The organism is Humibacillus sp. DSM 29435 (assembly GCF_001758225.1).
Taxonomy (GTDB): Bacteria; Actinomycetota; Actinomycetes; order Actinomycetales; family Dermatophilaceae; genus DSM-29435.
Genome location: NZ_MAST01000008.1, coordinates 37651 through 59349, shown reverse-complemented (window position 1 = coordinate 59349; position 21699 = coordinate 37651). Strand labels below are relative to the sequence as shown.

Annotated in this window: 23 protein-coding genes and 1 pseudogene; 9 read left to right on the top strand and 15 right to left on the bottom strand. The window is 69.3% G+C overall.

The window, feature by feature from the left end; all coding sequences use genetic code 11:
* Positions 1-34: 34 nt before the first annotated feature.
* Together BA895_RS06830 and BA895_RS06825 are read right to left on the bottom strand one after the other, a co-directional pair.
* Positions 35-664 carry a histidine phosphatase family protein gene (locus BA895_RS06830; RefSeq protein ID WP_070191152.1) on the bottom strand — a complete coding sequence of 210 codons (630 nt, stop codon included), beginning with the start codon at positions 662-664 and terminating at the stop codon, positions 35-37.
* A 66-nt stretch (positions 665-730) separates the two neighbouring features.
* Positions 731-1039: pseudogene (locus BA895_RS06825) on the bottom strand (amidohydrolase family protein); the annotation flags it as partial.
* A 376-nt stretch (positions 1040-1415) separates the two neighbouring features.
* Between BA895_RS06825 and BA895_RS06820 the strand changes: the two are divergent.
* Entirely contained in the window at positions 1416-2309 is an 894-nt protein-coding gene (locus tag BA895_RS06820) for a PhzF family phenazine biosynthesis protein (protein ID WP_070191150.1), read from the top strand.
* Positions 2310-2485: 176 nt separating this feature from the next.
* On the opposite strand, the gene BA895_RS06815 is transcribed toward BA895_RS06820, so the two are convergent.
* Positions 2486-3241: an RNA methyltransferase gene (locus BA895_RS06815; protein WP_070191149.1), complete on the bottom strand. Its 756-nt coding sequence runs from the start codon at positions 3239-3241 to the stop codon at positions 2486-2488.
* A gap of 4 nt (positions 3242-3245) precedes the next feature.
* The gene (locus tag BA895_RS06810; protein WP_070191148.1) at positions 3246-3722 is read right to left on the bottom strand and encodes an NUDIX hydrolase; all 477 of its coding nucleotides are present in this window, start codon (positions 3720-3722) and stop codon (positions 3246-3248) included.
* Between the two features lie 148 nt (positions 3723-3870).
* On the opposite strand from BA895_RS06810, the gene BA895_RS06805 reads away from it, so the two are divergent.
* The 3 genes from BA895_RS06805 to BA895_RS06795 all read left to right on the top strand — a co-directional run bounded on the left by BA895_RS06805 (position 3871) and on the right by BA895_RS06795 (position 6153).
* Positions 3871-4974 carry an LLM class flavin-dependent oxidoreductase gene (locus tag BA895_RS06805; protein ID WP_070191147.1) on the top strand — a complete coding sequence of 368 codons (1104 nt, stop codon included), beginning with the start codon at positions 3871-3873 and terminating at the stop codon, positions 4972-4974.
* Positions 4971-5600, top strand: a complete 630-nt coding sequence (locus tag BA895_RS06800; RefSeq protein WP_070191146.1) for a CE1759 family FMN reductase — start codon at positions 4971-4973, stop codon at positions 5598-5600. The genes BA895_RS06805 and BA895_RS06800 overlap by 4 nt, the downstream gene beginning before the upstream one ends.
* A 166-nt stretch (positions 5601-5766) precedes the next feature.
* Entirely contained in the window at positions 5767-6153 is a 387-nt protein-coding gene (locus tag BA895_RS06795) for a DUF2695 domain-containing protein (protein WP_070191145.1), read from the top strand.
* Positions 6154-6171: 18 nt separating this feature from the next.
* Here the strand turns inward: BA895_RS06795 and BA895_RS06790 are convergent, their stop codons facing one another.
* Positions 6172-6519, bottom strand: coding sequence for a GNAT family N-acetyltransferase (locus BA895_RS06790; RefSeq protein ID WP_070191144.1), 348 nt, complete (start codon positions 6517-6519; stop codon positions 6172-6174).
* Between the two features lie 25 nt (positions 6520-6544).
* On the opposite strand from BA895_RS06790, the gene BA895_RS06785 reads away from it, so the two are divergent.
* Both BA895_RS06785 and BA895_RS06780 read left to right on the top strand, forming a co-directional pair.
* On the top strand, positions 6545-7165 hold the full coding sequence (locus tag BA895_RS06785) for an L-threonylcarbamoyladenylate synthase (protein ID WP_070191143.1): 621 nt from the start codon (positions 6545-6547) through the stop codon (positions 7163-7165).
* Positions 7166-7217: 52 nt separating this feature from the next.
* Positions 7218-9155, top strand: coding sequence for an alpha-amylase family protein (locus tag BA895_RS06780; RefSeq protein WP_070191199.1), 1938 nt, complete (start codon positions 7218-7220; stop codon positions 9153-9155).
* A gap of 22 nt (positions 9156-9177) precedes the next feature.
* Here the strand turns inward: BA895_RS06780 and BA895_RS06775 are convergent, their stop codons facing one another.
* Genes BA895_RS06775 through BA895_RS06750 form a run of 6 tightly spaced genes read right to left on the bottom strand, consistent with a single transcriptional unit; the run spans position 9178 to position 14716 of the window.
* Positions 9178-10338, bottom strand: a complete 1161-nt coding sequence (locus BA895_RS06775; RefSeq protein ID WP_083283062.1) for a DUF2332 domain-containing protein — start codon at positions 10336-10338, stop codon at positions 9178-9180.
* Positions 10339-10374: 36 nt separating this feature from the next.
* On the bottom strand, positions 10375-11157 hold the full coding sequence (locus BA895_RS06770; RefSeq protein ID WP_070191142.1) for a putative hydro-lyase: 783 nt from the start codon (positions 11155-11157) through the stop codon (positions 10375-10377).
* On the bottom strand, positions 11154-12035 hold the full coding sequence (locus BA895_RS06765) for a biotin-dependent carboxyltransferase family protein (RefSeq protein WP_070191141.1): 882 nt from the start codon (positions 12033-12035) through the stop codon (positions 11154-11156). The genes BA895_RS06770 and BA895_RS06765 overlap by 4 nt, the downstream gene beginning before the upstream one ends.
* A complete protein-coding gene (gene pxpB / locus BA895_RS06760) occupies positions 12032-12712 on the bottom strand; it encodes a 5-oxoprolinase subunit PxpB (RefSeq protein WP_070191140.1) in 681 nt (226 codons plus the stop codon). The genes BA895_RS06765 and pxpB overlap by 4 nt, the downstream gene beginning before the upstream one ends.
* Positions 12709-13467: a LamB/YcsF family protein gene (locus BA895_RS06755; RefSeq protein WP_070191139.1), complete on the bottom strand. Its 759-nt coding sequence runs from the start codon at positions 13465-13467 to the stop codon at positions 12709-12711. The genes pxpB and BA895_RS06755 overlap by 4 nt, the downstream gene beginning before the upstream one ends.
* Positions 13468-13477: 10 nt before the next feature.
* On the bottom strand, positions 13478-14716 hold the full coding sequence (locus tag BA895_RS06750; protein ID WP_070191138.1) for an NRAMP family divalent metal transporter: 1239 nt from the start codon (positions 14714-14716) through the stop codon (positions 13478-13480).
* Positions 14717-14796: 80 nt separating this feature from the next.
* On the opposite strand from BA895_RS06750, the gene BA895_RS06745 reads away from it, so the two are divergent.
* Complete coding sequence (locus BA895_RS06745; RefSeq protein ID WP_083283061.1) at positions 14797-15495, top strand: GntR family transcriptional regulator; 699 nt, start codon at positions 14797-14799, stop codon at positions 15493-15495.
* 12 nt (positions 15496-15507) lie between these two features.
* On the opposite strand, the gene BA895_RS06740 is transcribed toward BA895_RS06745, so the two are convergent.
* Complete coding sequence (locus tag BA895_RS06740; RefSeq protein WP_254666360.1) at positions 15508-16071, bottom strand: DUF664 domain-containing protein; 564 nt, start codon at positions 16069-16071, stop codon at positions 15508-15510.
* 213 nt (positions 16072-16284) lie between these two features.
* On the opposite strand from BA895_RS06740, the gene BA895_RS24340 reads away from it, so the two are divergent.
* Positions 16285-16722, top strand: coding sequence for a protein phosphatase (locus tag BA895_RS24340; protein WP_070191135.1), 438 nt, complete (start codon positions 16285-16287; stop codon positions 16720-16722).
* Positions 16723-16744: 22 nt separating this feature from the next.
* Positions 16745-18166 (top strand): sulfatase, encoded by a 1422-nt coding sequence (locus BA895_RS06725; RefSeq protein ID WP_175442262.1) that lies wholly within the window; start codon positions 16745-16747, stop codon positions 18164-18166.
* 362 nt (positions 18167-18528) lie between these two features.
* Here the strand turns inward: BA895_RS06725 and BA895_RS06720 are convergent, their stop codons facing one another.
* Genes BA895_RS06720 through BA895_RS06710 form a run of 3 tightly spaced genes read right to left on the bottom strand, consistent with a single transcriptional unit; the run spans position 18529 to position 21693 of the window.
* Complete coding sequence (locus BA895_RS06720) at positions 18529-19542, bottom strand: N-acetylglucosamine kinase (protein ID WP_070191133.1); 1014 nt, start codon at positions 19540-19542, stop codon at positions 18529-18531.
* 1 nt (position 19543) lies between these two features.
* Entirely contained in the window at positions 19544-20803 is a 1260-nt protein-coding gene (locus BA895_RS06715) for a 6-phospho-beta-glucosidase (RefSeq protein ID WP_070191132.1), read from the bottom strand.
* Positions 20800-21693, bottom strand: coding sequence for a carbohydrate ABC transporter permease (locus BA895_RS06710; protein ID WP_070191131.1), 894 nt, complete (start codon positions 21691-21693; stop codon positions 20800-20802). The genes BA895_RS06715 and BA895_RS06710 overlap by 4 nt, the downstream gene beginning before the upstream one ends.
* Positions 21694-21699 lie beyond the last annotated feature (6 nt).

Here is a 21699-nt window from a genome sequence, read left to right as displayed (position 1 = left end):
GAGCCCGCTGGGGCCTGAAGCCGTTGCTTGCGTGTCAGAAGTCTTGCATGAGGCGCCACGGCGAGAGGTTGTACATCCCGATGCAACGGGTGTTGCGGTGGTGGGTCAGCACGCTCATCGAGCCGGCGTCGAGAACCAGCTGGCTGCCGAACCGTGGGCCGATCCGCAGGTAGGCCGCGGTGAGCACCCGTAGCGAGTGGCCATGGCCGAAGAGGGCGACGTCGCCGTTCGAGAGGTCAGGCCACACCTTGTCGATCACCTGCTGAGCCCGATGGCTCACCTCGTCGATGGTCTCGCCAGGGGTGTCTCCGGCTACGACGCCGTCGACGAAGACCTCCCACGGGTGACCGATCCGGGCGCTGATCTCTTTGGTGGTGATGCCCTCATAGGCGCCGTAGTCCCACTCGCGAAGCAGCGGCTCGATCTCGAAGTCACCCAGGCCTGCGAGCTCAGCCGTGCGCTTGGCGCGCTGCAGGGGCGAGACGAGCACTCGCTCGAAATGGTGGTTCTTCAGCACGTCGGCGAGCTCACGAGCCGCCTGCTCGCCTTCCGGCAGCAGCGGCAGGTCGGTGGTGCCGGTGTGCTGGCCGCTCAGAGACCACTCCGTCTCACCGTGCCGAAACAGGTAGATGTTGCCGGGAACGACGCCGTCGGGTTTGGCCATGTCGCCAATCTAGTGGTCGCGTGTTGTGAGGGCGATGCCAGACCGGCCAGCCCAGTGGACTACCCCCTAGGAACCGGTCAGCAGCGTCTGCTGACCTCGGCCCCGGCTCGCAGCACGAGAAGAGGCCGCCGGATCGCGTAGGTGTCGATGTCGGTGTCGGTGTCGACCAGCCGCCACCGCGGCGGCCACCCCTCCTAGGCCGTGCGCGTGCGCAGCGACCGGCAGGCCGACTCCGCGGGCCGCCGCGACCACCGCCTTCAGCTCCTGCGCCCCGAACTGGGTGTCGCCGGGTGCCGACCCCGGCGTGACCTGACCGCCGGTGGCCACGATCTTGATGACATCCACCCCGGCCGCCGCGTGCCGTGCGACCTCGGTGAGGACGTCCTCGACGGTCGCACCTTCAGCACCTTCAGCACCTTCAGCACCTTCAGCACCGAGGAAGCGGCAGTGCCCTCCCGGGGTCGTGAGCGGGGCCCGACACGATCAGGGTCGGGCCGACCGTCAGGTCCCGCGCACAATCTTCGCGCAGGTCGAGCATGATCCGGCCGCGGCTGCCGAGGTCGCGAACCGTGGGATGCCCGCCTCAAGAGCACGACGCGCCTTCAGCGTCGAAGACCGGCCTGGACCGCACCCACGCGCACAGCCGCTCCCCACTGACAGGCTGGATGACTGCACTGTCGTCTCGTGCGTTCACGGCGGTCAAGGGTGTTGGGGCGGCCGACTTCGCGAGCCGAGCAGGCACACTGACGTCATGGACCTGCCGTTCCGCCTGCTCAACGTCTTCGGCATCGAGGGTGACCCGTTCTCGGGCAACCCCCTCGCCGTCTTCCCGGATGCCGCAGAGCTGTCGGGTGCCCAGATGCAGTCGTGGGCCCGGCAGCTCAACCTCAGCGAGACGACGTTCGTCACGGCGGTCGACCGGGACACCCGCTCGGCGCAGGTGCGCATCTTCACACCGTCGTACGAGATGCCTTTCGCCGGACACCCCACCCTCGGCACAGCGCACGTCGTGGCCGGCCTGATCGGCAGCCTGGTCGACTCGTCAGAGCTCGGCTCGAGAGCCGCCCTGCCCGATGCCGTCTCGCTCTCGATGCCTGCGGGTCGGATCCCGGTGCGCCGGGTCGACCAGACCTGGCGCCTGAGCGCAGGCACGCCGAGCTTTCGCAGCCCCTCGGTCACCCGCGACGAACTGGCCCGCACGCTGGGGCTACCGGTTGAGGCCGTCGCGGCCGGTGGCACCAGGTTGGTGAACGTAGGGGTGGAGCAGGCCATCGTTCGGCTCGAGAGCGCCGAAGCAGTGCGGGCCTGCTCGCCCGACGTCTCGTTGATGTACCAGCACCTTGGCGATGTCGGCCCGGCGCCGCACGTGTACGTCTGGGCCTACACCGGTGAGGCGACCGTTGAGGCTCGTCTGTTCGCGGCCAGCGGCGGCTCGCTCGACGAGGACCCCGCCACCGGCTCGGCCTGCTCCAACCTGGGCGGTTGGCTCGTCGGTGAGGGGGTCAGCGGCATCCGACTCGAGGTGTCACAGGGCGCGGCAGTGGGTCGACCCTCGCGACTGATACTGACCGTCGACGACGACGGTGGCATCCACGTGGCGGGCCGGGTGGTCGAGGTCGGTAGCGGCACCATGCACGTTCGCTGAACCGAACCTCGCCCTCCGGACCTCCTGGGCCCGAGACCCCTTCCCAACACACCGAGCAATCGTGAACACACCGAGTAGCTGCCCGGTGGGTTGAGGACTACTCGGTGTGTTGCGGAGTGCGGCGCGGTAGCGAGACGGTGCTGACCCCACCCGTCAACGAGGCCGCACCGCATCGGTCAGAGTCTGGCCCGGCGCACCAGCTCGAAGCAGACGACGGCGGCCGCCGCCGACACGTTGAGCGACTCGACCCCTGCCGCCATGGGGATCGAGACCCAGGTGTCGACCAGGGCGGCCACCTCGGGGCCGAGGCCGTCGCTCTCGCTGCCGAGCACGAAGGCCACCGGTTCGGGCAAATGTGCCGAGAAGAGGTCGTCGTCGCCCGAGGCATCGAGCCCGACGACGTGGAACCCGCTCGCCTTCAGCTCGGCCACGGCCTCGGCGGCGGTGAACGCCTTGACGATGGGGGCGCGGAAGGCCACCCCGGCCGAGGCCTTGACCACCAGCGGGTCGAGCGAGGCCACGCCCCGGCGCGGCACGACGATGCCGTCGATGCCGGCCGCGGTGGCCGAGCGAAGGATCATCCCGACGTTGGCCGGTGTGGTGATGCCGTCGAGCACGAGCACGGTGCGCATCGTCTGCTGCTCGAGCGCGACGTCGAGAGGAAGCATGCGGGGGGCCACCACGTCGGCGAAGACGCCCTGGTCCTGCCGCCCGTTGCCGGCCAGCTTCTTGACGCGTTCGGCGCTCGCCTCCTGCACGTCGACGCCCCGGCGACGCGCTGCCTGGCGGATCTCCCGGATGCCGCTGCCCCTCGCGCCCTCGGCGATGACGACCTTGTCGACGTGCAGGTCATCGTCGAGCAGCACCTCGTGCACCGGGTTTCGGCCGTAGACGGTGATGAACCTGTCCTTCGGGGAGATCTCGGCGCTCACCGCGTCAGGATGTCACAACGAGGTCGATCAGCCCCAGGTGCTCCGGGCGCAGCCGGCGGCGCGCCTCGGCGACGTCGACGAACTCGGCAGCCAGCACCTCGGTGCCGTCGGGCCGAGGAACCGCGGGCGCCGGAGCCCGAGCCGCGAGCAGCACCTCGATGCGGGGGCCACGCCGGGCGGCGGCTACCGGGGTTACCCGCACGACGCGAACGTCGGTCACCGTGAGGCCGGTCTCCTCCTGCACCTCGCGGACCAGGCCCTGTTCCCAGGTCTCGCCGACAGAGGCCCAGCCCGACGGCAGGCCGCACGGGTTGCCCATCCAGTAGCGGTGCACCTGTATGAGCACCCGTTCGTCATCGTCGAGCACGACGCCGGTGAGGCCAACCAGGAAGGTGGCCTCCCGCCAACGCAGCAGCCGCCACTGCCACCGCCCGCCGATGCGTCGCCAGACGGCGGTCGCAAGACGATGCACAGGTGCCATGGGGACACCCTGTCAGAGGCGACCCCGTTCGCTGGCGCCCTGGCTGAGGATCGGCGCAGCGGGGTGTCGGCCGGCGACCCACCGGGAATGCCCAGCCATGCTCTACGGTTATATGGTTGAATTCTTAACCACATAGGAGCTGAGAGACATGCAGTTCGGCATCTTCACCGTCGGCGACGTGACCACCGACCCCACGACCGGAGCCACACCCACCGAGCACGAGCGCATCACGGCCACCGTCGCGATCGCCAAGAAGGCGGAGGAGGTCGGCCTCGACGTCTTCGCCACGGGGGAGCACCACAACCCGCCGTTCGTGCCGTCGGCGCCCACCACGACCCTGGCCTACATCGCCGCCCAGACCGAGCGGATCCTGCTGTCGACCTCGACCACCCTCATCACCACCACCGACCCGGTACGCATCGCCGAGGACTACGCGACGCTGCAGCACCTGAGCAACGGGCGGCTCGACCTGATGATGGGTCGCGGCAACACCGGCCCGGTCTACCCCTGGTTCGGCAAGGACATCCGCGACGGCATCCCGCTCGCGATCGAGAACTACGCGCTGCTGCACCAGCTGTGGCGTGAGGACGTCGTCAACTGGAGCGGCCAGTTCCGCACCCCGCTCCAGGGCTTCACGGCCACGCCCCGCCCGCTCGACGGCATCCCGCCGTTCGTGTGGCACGGGTCGATCCGCAGCCCCGAGATCGCCGAGCAGGCCGCCTACTACGGCGACGGCTTCTTCTCCAACCACATCTTCTGGCCGGCTAGCCACACCAAGCAGATGGTGGCGCTCTACCGCAGGCGCTTCGAGCACTACGGTCACGGCAGCGCCGACCAGGCCATCGTCGGCCTCGGTGGGCAGGTGTTCATGCGCAAGAACAGCCAGGACGCCGTTCGCGAGTTCCGCCCCTACTTCGACAACGCCCCGGTCTACGGCCACGGGCCCTCGCTCGAGGAGTTCACCAGCCAGACGCCGCTCACCGTCGGCAGCCCCCAGGAAGTCATCGACAAGACGCTCGGCTTCCGTGAGTACGCGGGTGACTACCAGCGTCAGCTCTGGCTCGTCGACCACGCCGGGCTGCCCTTGAAGACCGTGCTCGAGCAGCTCGACCTGCTCGGCGAGGAGGTCGTGCCAGTGCTCCGCAAGGAGTTCGACGCCCTGCGGCCGGCTCACGTGCCCGAGGCGCCCACCCACGCCTCGCTGCTCGCCGCCACCAGCAGCTCCGAACCCGTCAAGGAGAACGCTCGATGACCACCTCCCACCTCGCCGTCATCACCGCCGGCCTCACCCAGCCCTCGTCGACGCGACTGCTCGCCGACCGCCTCACCGAGGCGGTCGTGCGGTCCGTGCGCGAGACCAACGACTCGACCGACGATGTTGTGGTGGAGGTCGTCGAGGTCCGTGATGTCGCCCACGACCTGACCAACCATGTGCTCACCGGGTTCGCCTCACCCGAGCTGCAGGTGCGCCTCGACGCGATCGCCGAGGCGGATGCCGTCATCATCGTGACCCCGATCTACGCCGCGTCGTTCAGCGGCCTGTTCAAGATGCTCATCGACGTTCTGCCCGCCGACGCACTTCGCGACACGCCGGTGCTGCTCGGCGCCACGGGCGGCACGTCACGCCACTCGCTGGCCATCGACCACGCCCTACGGCCGCTGTTCGCCCACCTCGGCGCTCTCGTCGCGCCGGTGGCAGTGTTCGCGGCGTCAGTCGACTGGGGCAGCCAGGATGCCGGTCTGCTCGGTGATCGCATCACGCGAGCCGGCCGGTCGTTCGCGGGACTCATCACGGGCGCGTCGAAGGTTCGCGCGTCCGACCCGTTCGACGATGTGACGCCCTTCGCCGAGCTGCTCCACGGCTCGTCGCGCGCCTGAGCCGGCATCCATCAGGCGTGGCGCGGGAGTTTGTCCACACCCGCGCAGATCATCCGCGGTCCGTCCACAGATCGCGGGTGACGGGTTCTCTCGACCGGGTGGTCGCGCTTGACTTCGTCGCAAGGACGGTTCGCCCGTGCCGGCCTCTGCAGACAGGAGCACCCGAGTGTCCAACGTGGTTCACATCCTCACCCGTCGCCCCCTCGACGAGCGGCTCGGCACATCGGTGCGGCCAGGGGAGTGCCTCGTCTGCTTCCTTCGGCGGATGGTCGGCGCCCAAGCCTGCCTGGGGTCGTTCACGTGGGCGGAGCACTACCGCCTCTCGCGTGCGCCGCGGGCCGTGGCCCTCGAGCGACGGCTGCGCGCCGAGGGCGCGACCTGCGACTGTGAGGTGCCGGGTCGGGTCTGGAGACTCAACGGCAGCCTCCTCGTGCGAGACCCGGCGTCCGGTGCGCTGGTCGAGCCCGACGAGCCGCCGCGCTGCTCGGCCTCCCGGCCCACGTCGACCAAACCGTGCGACAACTGGGGCCTGGTTCGCGACCTGGCCCTGTGACGCCGCCGCCGGGCCCTCTCAGTGGCGCAGCGCGGCGAGGTCAGCCTGAGTGGCTCTCGACACGTAAGCGGCATAGGGCTCCGGGTGATGCTCCACGAAGCGCGCGATGTACGGGCAGACCGCCACGATGGTTCGACCCTCTGCGATGGTGTCGTCGAGCGCAAACCTCGCCAGCACCTGTGCAAGGCCGCGACCGCCGTAGGTTTCGTCGACCTCGGTGTGGAAGAAGACGACCCGGTCGGAGCCTCCCTCCACGGGCACGACCACGTACTGAGCCTGCCCGATCAGCCGGCCCGCGTCACGCAGCTCGTAGCGACCCAGATCGGGGGCATTGACGACTTCTGGCGCAACATCCTCGGCACTCATCGGCCCAGCATGGCAGGGTGAGGTCATGGCGAGGTACTTCGACGTGCATCCAGTTGACCCGCAGCCCAGAGCAATCGGCCAGGTGGTCGACATCCTGCGTGGGGGAGGTCTGATCGCCTACCCCACCGACTCCTGCTTCGCACTGGGGTGCTCGCTCGACAACCCCGAGGGCAAGGACCGCATCCGGCGAATCCGGCATCTCGACGACAAGCACCACTACACGCTCGTGTGCGCCGACTTCGCTCAGCTGGGCCAGTTCGTGCAGCTGGACAACTCGGTCTTTCGAGCCATCAAGGCGGCGACGCCAGGGCCGTACACCTTCATCCTGCCGGCCACCCGAGAGGTGCCACGTCGACTGCTGCATCCGAAGAAGAAGACGGTGGGCGTGCGCATCCCCGAGCACCCGGTGGTTCGCGAGCTGCTGAGCGCGTTGGGCGAGCCGATCCTCTCGAGCACCTTGATCCTGCCCGACGACGACGACCCGATGACCGAGGGCTGGCTCATCAAGGACCGGCTCGACCACGAGATCGACGCCGTCATCGACTCGGGCGAGTGCGGGCTCGAGCCCACGACGGTGGTCGACTGGTCAGAGGGTGCCCCAGTCGTCACCCGGGTCGGCGCCGGAGACCCGGGCCCCTTCGAGTGAGCGGTCGGAGTGGATGTCGCTCCGTCGGGCACCGGTGCTGTTGGATCAGCACATGAACCCTCTCGCGGGCCCGACGAAGCAGTCGGTACAGGCAGTGTTGAACCAGCTGAGTGATCACGAACGAGAGACGATCGAGCTGCGGCTCGAGCGCTGGACCCCCGATCTTGTCGCCGCGCTGACGGTGCTCTACCCCGAGATCGACGTCGAAGAGCTCGTCGGGCGGCTCGCAGAGAGGGCAGTCCAGGCCTTCCGCGAACGCGACCCCGAGCTGAGGCGTCTTGACCAACGCCGGCTGCTCACACCCGACTGGCTGCAACAGCCGACCAGGTTCGGGTACGCCTGTTACACCGAACGGTTCGGTGACAACCTGGCTCGGCTGCCCGAGCACCTCGACTACCTACGCGACCTGGGTGTCGACTACCTGCACCTGATGCCGCTGCTGCGCCCTCGAGAGGGCGACAACGACGGCGGCTACGCCGTGCAGAGCTATCGCACCGTTCGCGAGGACCTCGGCGAAATCGACGACCTGCGAAACCTGGCCCGCACGCTACGCGGTCAAGGCATCTCGCTGGTGCTCGACCTCGTGCTGAACCACGTGGCCCGTGAGCACGAGTGGGCCGAACGAGCCCGGGCAGGAGATGACCACTATCGCCGCTACTTCTACATCTACCCCGACCGCACCGCGCCCGACGCGTACGAACGCACCCTGCCCGATGTGTTCCCCGACTTCGCCCCCGGCAGCTTCACGCATGACGACGAGGTCGACGGCTGGGTCTGGACGACCTTCAACGAGTGGCAGTGGGACCTCAACTGGGCCAACCCCGACGTGCTCGTCGAGTTCGCCGAGATCGTGCTCTTCCTCGCCAACCTCGGCGTCGAGGTGCTGCGCCTCGACGCCATCGCCTTCACCTGGAAGCGCCTCGGCACGAGCTGCCAGAACCAACCTGAGGTGCACGCCCTCACGCAGGCGCTACGTGCCGTCGCCCGGATCGCCTGCCCAGCAACGGTTTTCAAAGCGGAGGCCATCGTCGGGCCACGCGACCTGGTGCAGTATCTCGGTCAGGGCGAGCACGCCGGCCGGGTCAGCGATCTCGCCTACCACAACAGCCTCATGGTGCAGGTCTGGTCGATGCTCGCCACGGGCAACGTCGTGCTCACACGACAGGCCCTCTCCGCACTGCCGACGACCCCGCCCGCTGGCACCTGGATCTGCTACCTGCGCTGCCATGACGACATCGGCTGGGCGATCGACGACGGTGACGCCCGGGCCGTCGGGCTCGAGGGCTACGCCCACCGACGCTTCCTCTCCGAATGGTATGCCGGCGAGTACCCGGGCTCATGGGCCGACGGGCTGGTCTTCCAGGCCAACCCCGTCTCCGGCGACAAGCGGATCAGTGGCACAGCGGCATCCTTGCTCGGCCTCTCTGCCGAAGGGGACATGCCCGGTGACGATGCGGCTCTGGCCCGCCTGTTCGTCGCCAGCGCCATCGTGTGCGGCTGGGGAGGCATCCCGGTGATCTGGAGCGGTGACGAGCTCGGCATGACCAACGACCCACACTGGGCCGACGAGCCAGGCCACGAGGACGACAACCGTTGGGCCCACCGGCCTCGCCTCGACTGGCAGCGGGCCGAGCGACGGCACGACCGGGCAACCAGCGCCAGCAAGGTGTTCGAGGGGGTGGCCCACCTGGCCCGCGTGCGTGCTGCCCTGCCGCAGCTGCACGCCGCGGCCGACAGCACGGTGCTGATGCACACCGACGCCGGAGTGCTCGCCGTGGTGAGGTCGCACCCGAGCGGGCCGATGCTCTGCGTGTACAACGTGACCGACAGCTGGCGTCCCTTCGAGTACCGGCATTTCACCGAGGCCGGCATCCACCACCCGCACGATGCCATTGAGAACCGCGACATTCACATCGGCGACGACGGCATGGTCGGGCTCAGCCCCTACGCGGCCTGGTGGGTCGTCGAGGGACGCCCCGGCGTCAGCTGAGCGAGGCGACCGCCGCCGTCTGTCACCGCGCCGTGAGGTCGGTGAGGTCGATCCACAAGCCGTGCGGGTGGCAGGTACCCAGCACCAGCGGCTCGGTCTCGACGCCCTCACGCCAGCGCCGCACCGCCAGCACCGTGGAGTCGTCGCCCGCAGCCGGCAAAGGCAGCGGAGGCAGCGGGATGCCGGGCATGCAGCCCCACGGCTCGGCGGTGACCCAGCTGACCGGAACACCCTGTGCCGCCACGTGGTCGAGTACCTCGGCGACACGCGCACGCCGCTCTTTCGCGACGTACGTCAGCGCCCAGGAGCTGAAGACGACCACGTGCGAACCAGGGCCGGCGCCCTGCTGGGCCAACGCGACGACGGCAGCCAGGTCATCGACCATGTCGCCGCGCACCAGCGTAGGCGGACACTCCCGCGCCATCTCGATGGCGGCGCGAAAGCGCTCCACCCGGCCCGGTACATCGGGCCACAGGCAGGCCTCGAGCCACCGCAGCCCCGCCTCGTCGTCGACCGCGACGGGGTGAAGATCGACCCCGGCGCGGGTGACGATGCGGGGGAGAGGTGTCGCCATCGAGGGGGGGTCGGAGCGGTCCTGCCCGACGCAGACCACCGGGGCGTCGGGGTCACCGACGTGGGTGGTTCGATGTGCCGACCACCGCTCGATGCGGTAGTGGTCAAGGAGTAGAAGCAGACCCGCGCTGGCGCCCATCTCCACCAGCGCCACGCCGACACCCACGACGTCGGCGCAGGCCGCCGACAACGCAGCGGCGAGATAGACGACGCGGTTCACCTCGTTGGTCTGCGTCGAGTGGGTCGCGATCGCCGCCGTCAGCTCTTCGCGGTGCTCGAGCACCGTCTGGCGCACATCGGGCCACGGGTCTCCGTTCGGCACCCGTCCCTGCCCCACGACACTCGGGTACCACCGGGCGGCCGCGACGTCGGGCCGTCGCAGCACGAGGTCGTGCAGGGCGGCCAGCCACAGCACCGGTCGACGTTGGCCGGGGGAGGCCGCCAGCAGAAGGGAGGCCGTGTCGGCGTCTCCCGCCACTTCGCGGCAGATCGCGGAGTAGAGAGTCAGGTGGTTGTGGCTGCTGGCGAACTCGTCGAACATCGCCCGCACCCTGACGAGGTCGGGGACTCCCTCGGGGCCCTCGAGAACGCCGTCGTACCCACTGCTCATCACACTGACGCTAGCCTCCCACGACCTCGACCGCTGTCAGGGAACGACGTAGGCGCTGTCCTTCGCGTCGGTGATCAGCATGTGCCCTGGCGCATGACTGATCGCGAAGGCTGGGCGTGAGGCCATCACCGCGGCCTGCGGGGTGACGCCGCAGGCCCAGAACACCGGCACATCGCCGGGCTCGATGACGGGTGGGTCGCCGAAGTCGGGGTGATGGAGGTCGGTGATGCCCAGCACGGCCGGGTCGCCGACGTGCACCGGAGCGCCGTGCACTGCGGGGTAGCGGGAGGTGACCCGCACCGCGTCGACCACCTGGGCGGCCGGCACGGCACGCATCGAGACGACGAGCGGGCCCCCGAAGCGGCCGGCCGGCCGGCAGGGCCTGGAGGTGATGTACATGGGCACGTTGCGGTCTGCGTCGATGTGCCGCACCGGGATGCCGGCGTCGCGAAGCGGGTGCTCGAACGTGAAGCTGCAGCCGAGCAGGAAGGTGACGAGGTCATCGCGCCAGTGCTCCCTCGCGTCGGGCACCTCCGCCACGAGCTCGCCGTCGCGGTAGACCCGGTAGAGGGGCACGTCGGTGCGCACATCGCCGTCGAGGATGCCGCCGCCCACCTCCCCTGCGTCGATGACCTCGAGCACGGGGCACGGTTGGGGGTTGCGCTGGGCGAAGAGCAGGAAGTCGAAGGCGTCCTCCTTCGGCACGGCGAGCACGTTGGCCTGGGTGTACCCGGGGCACCACCCCGAGGTGGGGGTCACCAGTCCCTGGGCGAACCGGGCCCGGGCTGCTGGTGGTGTCATCTCGCTGGTCTCTGTCATCGGTTGCTCCTGTTGTCGTGGATGTGGAACCTGACGGGCTGGCCGGGTCGTGCCTGCGCCGCCCGGTCGAGGTCGTTCGAGCGCACCACGGCGATCACCGGATATCCGCCGGTGACCGGGTGGTCGGCCAGAAACACCACCGGCCGCCCGTTGCTCGGCACCTGCACCGCACCGAGCACGACGCCTTCACTGGGCAGCTCGCGGTCGACGTAGGCCGATGCTCGGCGCAGCGGGTCGCCCTCGAGCCGGATGCCGACCCGGTTGCTCTGCGATGACACCGTCCAGAGACGATGGGCCAGGCTCGACGGGTCGGCAAACCAGTCGTGGCGGGGCCCGAGGTCGACCCCGAGCGTGAGCACCTCCGGGAGTGGCTGCACTGGCGCGACATCGAGGCACGGGAAGCCGGTGCCCGACGGGTCACCCAGGGGCACGGTCGACCCGTCGGTGAGCGGCTCCGGGCCGACACCTGAGAGCACATCGGTGGATCGCGACCCGAGCACCGGGTCGACGTCGATGCCACCGCGGACCGACAGGTAGGTGCGCAGGCCGAGCGGAGGGATGCCGAGCACGAGCCGTTGACCGTGCCGCGTCGCGAACGGGGCGGCGAACGGTACCGGCCGATCGTCGAGTGACGCCGGGGCGACGGCGCCGCTCAGGACGAGCGTCTGGGCCCCCTCGATCGTGGCCTCGAGCCCACCGAGGGTGATCTCGAGGCCGGCTGACGTGCAGGGGTTGGCCAGCAACCGGTTGCCCAGGGCGAGGGCGCCGCGGTCCACGGCGCCCGACCCCCCTACCCCGATGGCGGCGAGTCCGGGGCGACCGAGGTCTTGCACCAGCACCGGAAGCCCGGTTCGGACGATGGTCAGGTGCCCACTCATGTCGCGCCCGAGTCGATGAACTGCACCGACCAGCCGGGCTGGAGCAGCGCCGGTGGGTCGCGGTCGACATCCCACAGTGTGGCGTCGGTGGTGCCGATGAGCTGCCAGCCCCCGGGGGAGGGCCGTGGGTAGATCCCGCTGAACGACCCGGCGAGTCCGACTGCGCCCGCGGGTACCACGGTGCGGGGTTCGGTTCGTCGGGCCACCTCGAGACGAGCATCGCCACCGGTGAGGTAGGCGAAGCCGGGGGCGAACCCGCTGAAGCCGACCCGCCACGGTGTGGCCGTGTGCAGGGCCATCACCTCGGAGGGGCTCAGGCCGCAGAGCCGTGCCACCTCGCGCAGGTCGGGGCCGTCGTAGCGCACCGGGATCTGCACGACCTGGTCGTCGCCCAGCAGGTTCTCTGCGACATCTAGGTCGACCAGCAGCTCCGTGACGGCGCGACGCAGGGCGGGCAGCTGCCCGGTCGACCCGAGGGTGACGAGGAGGGTCTCGGCTGCGGGCACGATGTCGACCACCCCGGCCCACGTCGTCCCGGGGCTCGCACCGTGGGCGGCGCTGCGCACCGCGGCGTCGGCGGCCAGCACGGCATCGAGGGTGCCGAGCTCGACCAGCAGAGCACTCTGCCCGCACGACAACAGGGTGGGCTCGACCGCCGATGGCGCGGTCGTGTTCACGCGAACGCCCGGATGCTCACACCCGACGCCGACAGCGCCGCCCGTACCGCTCGGGCGATCTCCACCGCATCCGGGCTGTCGCCGTGGGTGCAGATCGAGTCGGCCCGCAGCAGCAGGTCGCTACCGTCGACCGCCGTGAGCCGGCCCTCTGTGACCAGCCGTGTCATCCTCTCGGCAACCACCCGGGGGTCGTGCAGCACGGCACCCTGCTCCCGCCGAGACACCAACCGGCCCTCAGGGGTGTAGGCCCGGTCAGCGAAAGCCTCAGTGACACAGCGCAGCCCGGCATTCGATGCCTGACGAAGCAGCTCCGAACCGGGTAGGCCCACGATCGGCAGGGTCGGGTCGTACGCGACGACGGCTGCCACCACGGCACCAGCCTGGGCGGCGTGGTCGACCACCGCGTTGTAGAGGGCGCCGTGAGGTTTGACGTAGGCGACCCGGGTGCCCGCCGAGCGGCATACCCCGTCGAGCGCCCCGAGCTGGTAGATCACATCGGCGCGCAGCTCGTCGGGGCTCTCGTCGAGGAACCGGCGGCCGAACCCCGCGAGGTCGCGGTAGGACACCTGCGCGCCGACGGTGACCCCAGCCGCGGCTGCGAGCTCGCAGGTGCGCACCAGCGTGAGGGGGTCGCCGGCGTGGAAACCACATGCAACGTTGGCACTGGTCACCACCTGCAGCATCGCGGCATCGTCACCGAGATTCCACGCCCCGAACGACTCTCCAAGATCGGCGTTGAGATCGATGGTGTTCATGACGACAGCCTCAGGCCCACAGCGACGACAGGCCGCCCAGCGACCGGTAGCCGAGATACAGGGTGAGCAGCCACGCGAGAACCCCGATGACCAGCAGCCACGCGGGGTAGGCGTAGTCGTGCAGCAGGTCGCGACGGCGCCAGGCGACCCAGAGGATCACCGTGAAGCCGATCGGCAGGATGAGGCCGTTGAAGGCCCCGGCGAAGATCAGCAGGGTGACCGGTGCCTTGCCCAGCACGAGGAAGAGCACAGCGCACACCGCGATGAAGCCGACCGTGAGCAGGCTTCGGGTGCGCTCGGTGCTGCGGTGCGTGGTGAGGAAGGAGACGGAGGTGTAGGCCGCGCCGATGACCGAGCTGATGGCCGCGGCCCAGAGGATGACGCCGAAGGCCCGGAGCCCGAACCCTCCGGCGGCCTGCTCGAAGGCACTGGCCGCCGGGTTGTCGGCTGCGAGCGTCGCCCCACCGGCCACGACCCCGAGAATGGCCAGGAAGAGCAGCACACGCATCACGCCGGTGATCAGGATGCCGATGACCGAGGAGCGAGCGATCTGCCCCGCATAGCGGGTGCCCGTCATTCCCGAGTCGAGCAGTCGGTGGGCCCCGGCGTAGGTGATGTAGCCGCCGACGGTGCCGCCGATGAGGGTGGTGATCACGAGCCCGTCGATCTGGTCGGGTAGTACCGCATTTCGCAGCGCAAGTCCGACGGGAGGGCTGGCGGTGACGGCCACGTAGGCCATGAGCGCGATCATCACGATGCCGAGAACGACGACGATGCGGTCGACGGCCGCGCCGGCGCGCTTGACCAAAAAGATGCCGATGGCGAGAAGGGCCGAGAGGGCTCCCCCGATGCGTGGGTCGAGGCCGATCATCGCGTCGGTGCCGAGGCCGGTGCCGGAGATGTTGCCGATGTTGAAGACGACACCGCCGAGCACCACCAGCGCGGCAAGCGCGTAGCCGGAGCCGGGCAGCACCCGGTTGGCGAGGTCGTGGGCCCGCTCACCGGAGATGCCGATCACCCGCCACACGTTCAGCTGAACGGCAACGTCGACGAGGATCGAGACGAGGATCGCGAAGGCGAAGGCCGCGCCGAGCTGCACGGTGAACTCGGTGGTCTGGGTGATGAAGCCGGGGCCGATGGCGCTGGTTGCCATCAGGAACATCGCCCCGAGCACGCCGGCACGGCGACTCTTGGCGGGGGCTGGGATGGGGTTGTCGGTCACGTCTGCTGCTGCGTTCGTGTCTGCCATGGGACCCAAGAGTAGGGATTGTTGAACAATCCGGCAATAGGCATGACCAACAATATGTCGACCCTTGCTATCGTCTCCTCGTGAGCACCCGACCGTCCGACGCCGTGGCTACGCTGCTGGGCCAGCGCATCAAGGCCCCCACCAGCGCCGTCGAGCGGGTGGCCGACGTGCTTCGTGAGCAGATCGTCGACGGTGCGCTCCGGCCGGGCACCCAGCTCACCGAGGAATCCCTGAGCACCGCGATGCGGGTGTCGCGCAATACGGTTCGTGAGGCCTACTCGCTGCTCATCGGTGAACGCATCGCCGTTCGGGTACCCAACCGCGGTGTCTTCGTCGCGGCTCCTGACGTGGCTGCCATCACCGACCTGTACGCCGTTCGTGCCCTGCTCGAACCGGCCGCTCTGCGATGGGGTCCAGGTCTCGACGAGCGGGCGGTGGCGGGCCTACGCGCCGACGTCACCGAGGCGCAGCGGTGCCGAGAGGCCCACGACTGGGTCGGTGTGGCTTCCGAGAACCAGCACTTCCACCGGCACGTGGTGGCGGTCGGTGGCAGTGAGCGACTGTCGACGATCTTCGCGACCGTGCTGGCCGAGATGCGCCTGGTCTTCCACGAGGCGGGCGGACCGTTCCACGCGCCCTTCGTCGACCAGAACGTCCACATCGTCGAGCTGCTCGAGCAGGGCCACCGCGAGGCCGCCGCCGAAGAGCTGACCCGCTACCTCAGCGACGCCTGCGCGGCGCTCATCTCCGCGGTGTCGAAACCACCTTCGCACGGCTGAGGTCGCCGCAAGTCAGTAGCCGGTCTCGCCGTCGATACGTTCGCGCACGAGATCGGCATGCCCGTTGTGCCGGGCGTACTCGCCGATGAGGTGCAGGTACACGTAGCGCAAGGAGTACGGCCCCTTGCCGTCGTCGAACACCTCGTCGAGGTCATGCCCGGCGACAGCGGCATCCGCGGCCCGGGTCTCCGCGACGAACGCGTCGTAGTCGGCAGCCGCCGTGGCGGCGTCGACCTGTTCGAAGTCAACGTCGACACCGCTCCCGAAACCGTGTAGCGCGGCGACCGGCTCCTGTGCGACCCGAGTGCGGAACCAGACCCGCTCGACCTTGCGCAGGTGGCGCAGCAGGCCCAGCAGGCTGAGGTTCGACGGGGCGGCTGAGCGTTCGGCCAGCTGTTCGGCCGTGAGGCCTGCGCACTTCGCCAGCAGGGTAACCCGGTGCCAGCTCAGCAGGCCCGGAAGCAGCAGGGCCTCGGGCGCGGTCATCGACCCGTCCGGTCGGTCGGCGGGAGGTGCGATCCAGTCCATGGCCACCAGTGTGTCCTTCGAGCGCCTCTTGGCGCCAATGGTTCTCACGCCCGTCACTGTCGTCTTCACACCGACGACCCTGGGTCACGCCGTCGGCCCCACGGCGGCAGTGGCTCGAGGCGAGCCCTCGCCGTCGCGGAGCGGAAGCAACCCCGGTCGCGCACGGAGGCGGTGTAACGTGCCACGGATGTGGTCGTCGACCGGCTTGCGGAACCGCATCGAAGCCGCCTTGGCCGGCTGCCTCGCGGGCTGGCTCTGAACGTGGACGGTGACTCGTGCTGGGGGACCGACCAGAGCGGCATCCTCGAGCTGCCGTCGGGTAGGCGGCTGCGAGGTCGCGGACTCGGCCGACCGACGCCTCCGGGCGCGCCCCCACAGTTCGGCCTCTACCTGCTCGGAACGCGACCACCAGTCATGGACTGGTCGGCCCGGTGGCTGCGGTGGCGCGACTTCCGGCTTCCGGGCGACCGAGAGGACGCCGGCCACGCGTTCGCCGAGGCGTGGGGCAGAGCGGCATCCGAGCGGGTTGAGGTGGCCTGTCATGGCGGAATCGGCCGTACCGGAACCGCGCTCGCCTGCATCGCGATACTCGATGGCGTGACTGCTGCGGATGCCGTGGCGTTCGTGCGTGAGCACTACGACCCTCGGGCGGTGGAGACCATCCGGCAGCGGCACTTCGTCGAGCACTTCAACGGATGACAACGCCGATATCGTCATCTCCATGGGAACGACAGGAGACCACTCTCCTCCGGATGTGCTGCTCGTTTACACCGACCAGTGGCGTTGGGATGCGCTGGGCTGCGCCGGATGGCCTGTTCTCACCCCCAACCTCGACCGGCTCGCGGCTGACGGAGTCCGCTTTTCCAGGGCCGTCGTGCAGTCTCCGGTCTGCATGCCGAGTCGCGTATCAATGCTCACCGGCCGCCTCCCCTCCGACCTGCGCATCACCCGGATGGGTATCCCGGTGCCACCGGACACGCGCACGATCGCTGACCTGCTCGGCCACCGAGGCTGGCACACGGCCACCATCGGCAAGCTGCACTTTTTGCCCCACGCCAACCGCGACCATGCGCAACCGCATCCGTCGTACGGCTTCGACACCCTCGTCATCTCCGACGAACCCGGCGTCTACGAAGACGACTACCGGGCCTGGCTGCGCCGGATCGCGCCCGAGGCCCTCGACCAGCTCCCGACGGAGCTGCCACCCGCTGCAGCGGTGTGGCAGAACACCCTTGGCCACGTATCGGATGATGCTCAGGCCACGACCGGTCGCGACGACTTCGCCGACGCTCACGTCTTTGCGGCAGACGAGTCGCTGACCCACTCGGCCTGGGTGGCGACACGGACGATCGACCACCTGCAGTCGCTTCCTCCGGGGCAGCGCGCCTTCACGATCGCGAGCTTCTTCTCGCCACACGCGCCGTACCGGGTGCCTCAGCGCTTCTATGACCTCTATGACCGGTCCACGCTGCCGTTGTCCGTGCTTGCGCCGCTGGAACGCTCGCAGGCAGCGGCCGCTGGGCTGACCGAGGAGCGACTGAGGGCCATTCGACACGGGTACTTCGCGGCCTGTAGCGAGGTCGACTTCCATGTCGGTCGCATCCTTCGCGAGCTCGACCGGCTCGGCCGAGCTGAGAACACGCTCGTGGTGTTCCTGGCCGACCACGGTGAGTGGCTCGGCGACCACGCACGACTGGCCAAGGGATTTCCGGCTGACGACCCCGTGTCCCGAGTACCGCTCATCGTTCGTTGGCCCGGTCACACGATTGGTGGGCACGTTGTGGAGGCCGTGGTCGAAGCGCTCGACATCGTTCCGACCTTGCTGGAGGCGTGCGGCGTACCAGCGCCGCCCGAGCTGCAGGGCGACTCTCTGGTACCCATGCTTCGCGGTGCTCGGCTCGATCGGCCTGAGGTTGCGATCACCGAGCACGACGACTGGACCTCGATCCGCTCGGCCACCCACCACTATCTCGTCACCGCCGGTGGTGACGAGATGCTCTGGGACCTCTCAGCTGACCCGGGGGAGTACGAGGACGTCGCGGCCGAGGCCGCTCAAGCCGGCGAACTGGCCCGCCATCGCGGGCTGCTGCTGGCGCGGCTGCTGAGAGCCCGACGAACCCTCCCGCGCACCTGGCCCTACTGACCTCGTCGCCAGCGACACGCTGAGCTTCTTCTACCAGCTCGGAACCGCCTCCGGCCTCAAGCCCATGACGCGCCTCTACAGCACGAACGCGGCCAACATCTTCGGCTGGGGTGTCGCGGGTGGGGGACATCAACGGCGACGGGCTTCAGGACATCTACGGGCTGGTGTTGAACAACGCCCTGACGACATCGTCCTCCTCAGTACGGGCGGTCTGCAGTATGCACGCCTCACGCCGCCCCCGGCCGGCGGAAACGGACCGGCGGGCGCGACGCAGGTGATCGTCCTACCGGCAGAGCCCGTAGCACGCGCATTCGGCGCGAGGTTGTTCCACCGGTGACGGGTGTGACCCCGCCGGCCGTGAGTCAGGGGCCGGCCGCTGTCAGCGCCCGCAGTCGGTTCTTGGACTGCTGGTCGGCGCCGATCCGGTCGAGCCCCAGCAGGGCGGCCCCAACCACCGGGGGAGCAGTGACGACCCGGGTGCGCGCGTGGGGTGCCCGCTGGGCCAGCCGCCGGTCTATGCCGTCCATGAGCTGCGCGTGACCCGCCGTCAGCACGCCGCCTCCTAGCACGACGTCGATCGGCTCGTGCTCGACCCCGAGTCGCCGTAGGGCCGCCCAGGCCAGAGCCACGACCTCCTCAGCCTGCCGGTCGACGATGCGCAGGGCGATGTCGTCGCCGGCCAGAGCTGCCGAGAAGAGCACGGGGTTGAGACTCATGCAGGCGGGCCCGTCGACTCGTCCGAGGTGAACCGCCTCGATGAGCTCGGTCATCGAGTCGAGTCCCAGGTGGTGCGGAAGCAGCTGGCGCAGCACGGTGTCAGCGCCGCGGCCGTCTTCGGCGCGGGCGGCCCACCACATCGCCTCCTGCCACAGCAGCTCACCACCTCCCCAGTCACCAGAGATGTGTCCCACGGCGGCGAACCGCACCGTTCGCCCGTTGGGGAGCATCCCGGAGCAGTTGATCCCCGCTCCGCACACGACCGCGACACCTCGAGGCTCGTCGAGACCGGCCCTGAGCAGGCCGAACGTGTCGTTGTAGACCTCGGTGGCGATTCCCCAGCGACGGTCGACGAGAGCTGCGTGCAGGGCGGCCACCTCCGGTGCCAGGTCTGCGTTGGCGAGGCAGGCCGTCACCTGCTCGGCCAACACTGAAGTCTCAGCTCGTAGACCGGCGTTCAATCGCACCTTCTCGACCACTTCGGCGAGTCCTGCCACGGCGAGTTCTGCGCCCACGACGTGTGGGCGGAACGGGCCGCCCCGGGCGCTGGCCAACCACCGCCCGTCCCGACCTACGAGTGCGACATCGGTCTTGCTGTTGCCGGCGTCGACGGCCAGCACCCCGGCCAGACCCTCGGCCGCCCGCCGGTCTGTGGTCACGTCAGGCCCAGGCCAGGTAGGTGCGGTTGTGCGCGACCAGACGGTCGGCAAGCCTGGTCGCCACGTCGACCTGGCCCACGAGCGGGTGGGCGAGCAGGGCTTGGAACACCCGGGCGTACCCGCCCTTGAGCGCGGCCTCGAGGGCCAGCTGCTCGTAGGCCGTGACGGCACCGACGAGCCCGGCGTACAGCGGGTCGAGGGGCGCGACGGGCACGGCTATCACGCCAGACGGGTCGACCCGAGCGGAGGTCTCGATGACCGCGTCGTCGGGCAGGAAGGGCAGGATGCCGTTGTTGCGCAGGTTGACGACCTGGGTCGCCGGGCCGGCGCCGCTGCCGAGCAGAGCAGCGGTCAGCGCCACGGCAGCCTCGGAGTAGTAGGCGCCGCCGCGCTCCATGAGGAGCGCAGGTTTGGTGTCGAGGGACGGGTCGGCGTACATCTTCAGCAGCCGTGACTCGATCTCGCGCACGCGGGCGGCCCGGCTCGGTGACCTCCGCAGCTCGGCCACGACCTCGTCATGGGCGTAGTAGTAGCGCAGGTAGTAGGAGGGCACCACCCCCAGCTGGGAGATCAGGGCGGCCGGCAGCTCGATCTCGTCGGCAACCTCCTCCGACCGTCTGGCGATGATCTCCGGCAGCCGGTCCACCCCGTCGACGAGAACGGCACGCTCCCACGTGAGGTGGTTGAGGCCGACATGGTCGAGGCTGACGGCATTCGGCTCCACGTCGAGCATGCGCGCGAACCGCCGCTGGAACCCGATAGCAACGTTGCACAGACCGACGGCGCGATGGTCAGCCTGGAGCAGGGCGCGGGTGACGATGCCGACCGGGTTGGTGAAGTCGACGATCCAGGCGTCGGGGGCCCTCCGGCGCACGCGCTCGGCGATGTCGAGCACGACCGGCACCGTGCGCAGCGCCTTGGCCAGCCCGCCCGCCCCGGTGGTCTCCTGCCCGACGCACCCGCACTCGAGTGGCCAGGTCTCGTCCTGCTCTCGCGCGTCCTGACCGCCGACGCGCAGCTGGAGCAGCACCGCATCCGCGCCCTCGAGGGCAGGGTCGAGGTCGGTGGCAGTGGTGAGCCGGGCCGGATGGCCGAGGCGGGCGAGGATTCGGCGCCCGATTCCGCTCACGAGCGCGAGCCGCTCTGCAGCGGGGTCGACGAGAACGATCTCACTGACCGGGAGGGTGTCACGCAAGCGGCCGATACCGTCGATCAGCTCTGGGGTGTACGTCGATCCGCCTCCGACGACGACGAGCTTCATCCCTTCACCCCCGTCAAGGTGACCCCGTCGACGAATGCCCTCTGCGCGAAGAAGAAGACGATGATGACCGGCGCCATCACGAGCAGGGTCGCGGCCATGGTCAGGTTCCAGTTCGTGTGGTGGGCGCTCTTGAAGGTCTGGAGGCCATAGCTGAGGGTCCAGGCGGCCGGGTTCTCGCTCGTGTAGATCTGCGGTCCGAAGTAGTCGTTCCAGCAGTAGAAGAACTGGAACAGCCCGACGGCCGCGATGGCCGGCTTCATCAGCGGGAGCACGATCTTGGTCAGGGCCCGCAGGTCGCTGCAACCGTCGACCTTCGCTGCCTCGAGATACTCCCTGGGCAGGGTCAGCATGAACTGCCGCAGCAGGAAGATCGAGAAGGCGTCGCCGAAGGCCATCGGGATGATGAGCGGCCACAGCGTTCCCGTGAGGTGGAAGTCCTGCGCCCACACGAGGTAGAGCGGAACGATCGCCACCTGCGGCGGCAGCATCATCGTCGCGATGACCATCATCATGGCGACGGTGCGTCCACGGAACCGGAAGCAGGCCAGGGCGTAGGCCACGGGAATGCTCGACAGCAGGGTCAGGGTGGTGCCGAGCACCGCGTAGATCAAGGTGTTGCGCCACCACGTCGGGAAGCCGGGTGTGTGCCAGACCTGCACGAGGTTGTGCCACACGAACGGAGTCGGCCACAGGTCTGGTGTCAGCGACTGGCTGTCGCTCATCAGGGCGGTGAGACCGACGAAGACGAAGGGCAACACGAACAGGAGGGCCGCGGCCACGGCGAAGGCGTGCAGGGCGATCCACTCGAGGGCGGCCTTGGGGCTGCGGTGCTGCTTCCGGTTCGGGTCGGCAGCACGAGTGGCACCAGCCGTGCGAGCGGGAGAGGTCATGGTTGT